This window comes from Pseudomonas sp. PB120 (genome assembly GCF_009761815.1).
GTDB lineage: Bacteria > Pseudomonadota > Gammaproteobacteria > Pseudomonadales > Pseudomonadaceae > Aquipseudomonas.
Map to the genome: position 1 here is coordinate 1 of NZ_RWIN01000124.1, position 4568 is coordinate 4568.

The 4568-nt window shown below is 64.1% G+C and carries 4 protein-coding genes; all 4 read left to right on the top strand.

What is annotated here, in order from left to right:
• Positions 1-517 precede the first annotated feature (517 nt).
• The 4 genes from EJA72_RS22910 (at position 518) to dmpG (ending at position 4153) form a co-directional block, all read left to right on the top strand.
• Positions 518-1291, top strand: coding sequence for a glucose 1-dehydrogenase (locus EJA72_RS22910; protein ID WP_157714007.1), 774 nt, complete (start codon positions 518-520; stop codon positions 1289-1291).
• 73 nt (positions 1292-1364) lie between these two features.
• Positions 1365-2156, top strand: coding sequence for a fumarylacetoacetate hydrolase family protein (locus EJA72_RS22915; RefSeq protein WP_157714009.1), 792 nt, complete (start codon positions 1365-1367; stop codon positions 2154-2156).
• 31 nt (positions 2157-2187) lie between these two features.
• Complete coding sequence (locus tag EJA72_RS22920; RefSeq protein ID WP_157714011.1) at positions 2188-3114, top strand: acetaldehyde dehydrogenase (acetylating); 927 nt, start codon at positions 2188-2190, stop codon at positions 3112-3114.
• A gap of 10 nt (positions 3115-3124) precedes the next feature.
• On the top strand, positions 3125-4153 hold the full coding sequence (gene dmpG / locus EJA72_RS22925) for a 4-hydroxy-2-oxovalerate aldolase (protein ID WP_157714013.1): 1029 nt from the start codon (positions 3125-3127) through the stop codon (positions 4151-4153).
• Positions 4154-4568 lie beyond the last annotated feature (415 nt).

The window sequence follows — 4568 nt, forward strand, 5'->3', positions numbered from 1 at the left end:
CCTGCTGGCGATGGACACCCAGACACCGCGATCATCCAGACAGGGCGCGTTATCGTTGACGTCCATCGCCAGCAGGCTGGCTCCCACATTTTTGGACCGGGCACACCAGCAGGAATCAGGTCGGCTTTAAGGCCGCCTCGCTATGCTTTTGATCGAGGCGCCCCGTTAAACCACGATGGCCGAACGCAGGTATTGCGCAGTGGGCAACCCGGCATGGATGCCGGGTTAGCCGCCCCCGGCCATGGATGGCCGATGGCGGCGACCCACGGAGCAATGCCGGAGTGAGGGCATGCCGAGCCTAGGCGAGGCACCGAGTGGTGGGGCAAGAGCCTTTTGGTTCCTTTTTAGCGTTTGAAAAAGAGACTCGCCGTAAGGGCGAAACCATAAGCAGCCGTAACCCAAAAAACGGATATGCACACCACCAAAGCCCCCCGCTAGTCCATTGAGACGATGCCCCACCCCACCCACCACAGCGATAGTTAACCCATCAACAGTCGACCCCACGGAGCAAGGGCCCATGAGTATTTTGCAGCGTTTCCAACTGGACGGCAGCGTCGCCATCGTCACCGGCAGCGGCCGGGGAATCGGGCGGGCGATTGCGCTGGCGTATGCCGAAGCGGGCGCCGATGTGGTGTGCTCCGCGCGTTCGATGGACGAAGTACAGGCCGTGGCCGAAGAAGTGCGCAGCTTGGGCCGACGCGCCCTGGCCATCGCCTGTGACGTCAACGATGCCGAACAACGCCAGGCCCTGGTGCGCCAGAGCGCCGAGCACATGGGCCGTATCACCCACCTGGTCAACAACGTTGGCGGCGGTGGGCCGAATGATCCGCTGAGCATGACGCCCGAGCAGTTCGCCCAGGTGCTGAACTTCAACGTCGCCACCACCTACGCGTTCTGCCAGTTGTGCGTGCCGCTGATGCGCGAAGCCGGTGGCGGCAACATCATCAACATCAGCTCGGTGGCGGCGCGTTACGCCCAGCGCCACTTCAGCGCCTATGGCACCGCGAAGGCCGCCCTCAGCCACCTGACCCGCCTGCTGGCCCAGGATTTTGCGCCGCAGATCCGGGTCAACGCCGTCGCCCCCGGCCCGACCCTGACTGAAGCGCTGAACGGCGTGATGCCGGCCGCCATGCGCCAGACCATGGAAAACAACACCCCGCTCAAATGCCTCGGCACCCCGCAAGACATCGCCGCCGCCGCGCTCTACCTGGCCAGCCCTGCGTCGGCCTGGGTGACCGGCAAGATCATCGATGTCGATGGCGGTGCCGACTCATCGGTCTGGCCCGGCTAGTCCGATTCGTTTTGGCTCGTCCCTGTACCTGCGGGGGCGGGCTTTTTTCTTCCTGACCTCTGGAGCCCTCCCCATGGACGCCCATTTGATCAACGCGCTGGGTGACGAGCTGTTCAACGCCCTGCGCAATCGCCAGACCCTCGCGCCCCTGACCCGCCGCTATCCGCAGATCACGCTGGAGCAGGCCTACGGGATTTCCCTGCAGTTTCTCAAGCGCCGCGAAGCGCTAGGCGAGCGGGTGATCGGCAAGAAAATCGGGGTCACCAGCCGCGCCGTGCAAGAGATGCTCGACGTCCATCAACCGGACTTCGGTTTCCTCACTAACGCCATGCAGGTCGAGGACGGCAGCGATGTCAGCCTGGCCCGTTACAACCTGATCCAGCCCCGTGCCGAAGGTGAAATCGCCTTTATCCTCGGGGAAGACTTGCAAGGCCCGGGCATCAGCGCCGACGACGTGCTGGCCGCCACACAGTCGGTGGCCCCCTGCTTCGAGATCGTCGACTCGCGGATCGACGACTGGCAGATCCGCATCCAGGACACCGTTGCCGATAACGCCTCGTGCGGCGTGTTCGCCCTCGGCACCCAACGCATCGATCCACGCTCGCTGGACCTGGCGGCGGTGCACATGCAACTGCTGAAAAACGGCCAGCCCGCGGGCTCGGGCCTGGGCTCAGCGGTGCAAGGTCACCCTTGCGCAGCGGTGGCCTGGCTGGCCAACACCTTGGGCGAACTGGGCATTCCCTTTCGGCGCGGCGAAATCATTCTGTCGGGCGCCCTCGCGCCGTTGGTGCCTGTGGTCGCCGGTGACCGCATCAGCCTGACCATGACCGGGTTGGGTGAAGCCAGCCTGCGCTTCGTCCCTTGACCCACCCTTCCCTCATCTGGAGCCAAAGACCATGAGCAAAAAGATCAAATGCGCGCTGATCGGGCCGGGCAACATCGGCACCGATCTGCTGTACAAACTGATGCGTAGCGAGGTGCTGGAGCCGGTGTGGATGGTCGGCATCGACGCCACGTCCGACGGGCTGGCGCGGGCTCGCGAACTGGGCCTGAAAACCACCGCCGATGGCGTTGACGGCCTGCTTGCACACGTTATCGAAGACCAGATCCAGATTGCGTTCGACGCCACCTCGGCCTACGTGCATGCCGAGAACTCGCGCAAGCTCAATGCCCTGGGCGTGTTGATGATCGACCTGACCCCAGCGGCCATCGGCCCGTATTGCGTGCCGCCGGTCAACCTCAAGTCCCAACTGGGGCTGGGCGTCATGAACGTCAACATGGTCACGTGCGGCGGCCAGGCCACGATTCCGCTGGTAGCGGCGGTGTCCAGCGTGCAGCCGGTGGACTATGCGGAAATCATCGCCACCGCAGCCTCGAAGTCGGTCGGCCCCGGCACCCGGAAAAACATCGACGAGTTCACCCGCACCACCTCCAGTGCCGTGGAAAAGGTCGGCGGTGCGAAGAAAGGCAAGGCGATCATCATCATCAACCCGGCCGAGCCGCCGCTGATCATGCGCGACACGGTGCACTGCCTGACCGCCACCGAACCCGATCAACCGGCGATCACCGCCGCGATCGAGGCGATGATCAAGCAAGTGCAGCGCTACGTCCCCGGCTACAAGCTGGTCAACGGCCCGGTGTTCGACGGCAATCGCGTGTCGATCTTCATGGAGGTCGAGGGCCTGGGCGACTACCTGCCCAAGTACGCCGGCAACCTTGACATCATGACCGCTGCCGCCGCGCGCACCGCCGAGATGTTCGCCGAGGAAATTCTCAAAGGCGAACTGGTGCTGCAAGCCACTGCCCAAACCGCCCACGCATAAGGAGCCGACCATGGATCTTCGCGGCAAAAGCATCACCGTTCACGACATGTGCCTGCGCGACGGCATGCACCCCAAGCGCCACCAGATCAGCCTGCAACAGATGAAAGACATCGCCTGCGGCCTCGACGCGGCCGGCGTACCGCTGATCGAAGTGACCCACGGCGACGGCCTGGGCGGCAGCTCGGTGAATTACGGTTTTCCGGCGCACACGGACGAAGAATACCTGTCGGCGGTGATCCCGCTGATGAAAAAGGCCAAGGTCTCGGCCCTGCTGTTGCCGGGCATCGGGACGGTCGATCACCTGAAAATGGCGCATGAGCTGGGCGTCAACACCATCCGCGTGGCCACCCATTGCACCGAGGCCGATGTCAGCGAGCAGCACATCTCCCACGCCCGCGGACTGGGCATGGACACCGTCGGCTTCCTGATGATGGCCCACATGAACAGCCCTGAAGGTCTGGTCAAGCAAGGCTTGCTGATGGAAAGCTACGGCGCCAACTGCATCTACCTCACCGACTCGGCGGGCTACCTGCTGCCCCACGACGTCAGCGCCCGAGTGGCGGCCATGCGTGCCGCCCTCAAGCCAGAGACCGAGATCGGTTTTCACGGCCACCACAACCTGTCGATGGGCGTGTCCAACTCCATCGCCGCCATCGCCGCCGGCGCCAACCGCATCGACGCCGCCTGCGCGGGCCTCGGTGCCGGTGCCGGCAACACGCCGATGGAAGTGCTGGTTGCCGTGTGCGACCGCATGGGCATCGACACCGGCGTCAGCGTGTTCGGCATCCAGGACGTGGCGGAAGACCTGGTGGTGCCCATCATGGACTTCCCGATCCGCAGCGACCGCGATGCACTGACCATGGGTTATGCCGGGGTCTACGGTTCGTTCCTGCTGTTCGCCAAACGCGCAGAGAAAAAATACGGCGTCTCGGCCCGGGAAATTCTGGTGGAAATGGGACGGCGCGGCATGGTCGGCGGCCAGGAAGACATGATCGAAGACACCGCCATGACCCTCGCTCGCCAAAGAAAACTCGGGTAAGACTGCCGATCACTCGCAACCGAGTACCCCTGTGGGAGCCAGCCTGCTGGCGATGGACGTCAACGATAACGCGACCTGTCTGGATGGTCGCGGTGTCTGGGCATTCATCGCCAGCAGGCTGGCTCCCACATTCGATTGGGGTGTAGCTGAGAGAGATCAGTCGGCTATCAGGCCGCCATCGCCAGCAGGCTGGCTCCCACAGGGGGAATGCGTGCGCCAGAGGAATCAGGTCGGCTTTCAGGCCGCCGAGCTCTTGATTTTGATTTGGCTTTTGATTTTCTTGCGCCATCGAGAGGCCGAGTGGAGGTTCTGCGCAGTGGGCAACCCGGCATGGATGCCGGGTTAGCCGCCCCCGGCCATGGATGGCCGATGGCGGCGGGCCCACGGAGCAGGACCGGAGCGAGGGCATGCCGAG

Bases quoted from the DNA above. Each gene is read 5' to 3' on its own strand.
- dmpG (WP_157714013.1), top strand. From the start codon at position 3,125: ATGGATCTTCGCGGCAAAAGCATCACCGTTCACGACATGTGCCTGCGC.
- EJA72_RS22915 (WP_157714009.1), top strand. From the start codon at position 1,365: ATGGACGCCCATTTGATCAACGCGCTGGGTGACGAGCTGTTCAACGCC.
- EJA72_RS22910 (WP_157714007.1), top strand. From the start codon at position 518: ATGAGTATTTTGCAGCGTTTCCAACTGGACGGCAGCGTCGCCATCGTC.
- EJA72_RS22920 (WP_157714011.1), top strand. From the start codon at position 2,188: ATGAGCAAAAAGATCAAATGCGCGCTGATCGGGCCGGGCAACATCGGC.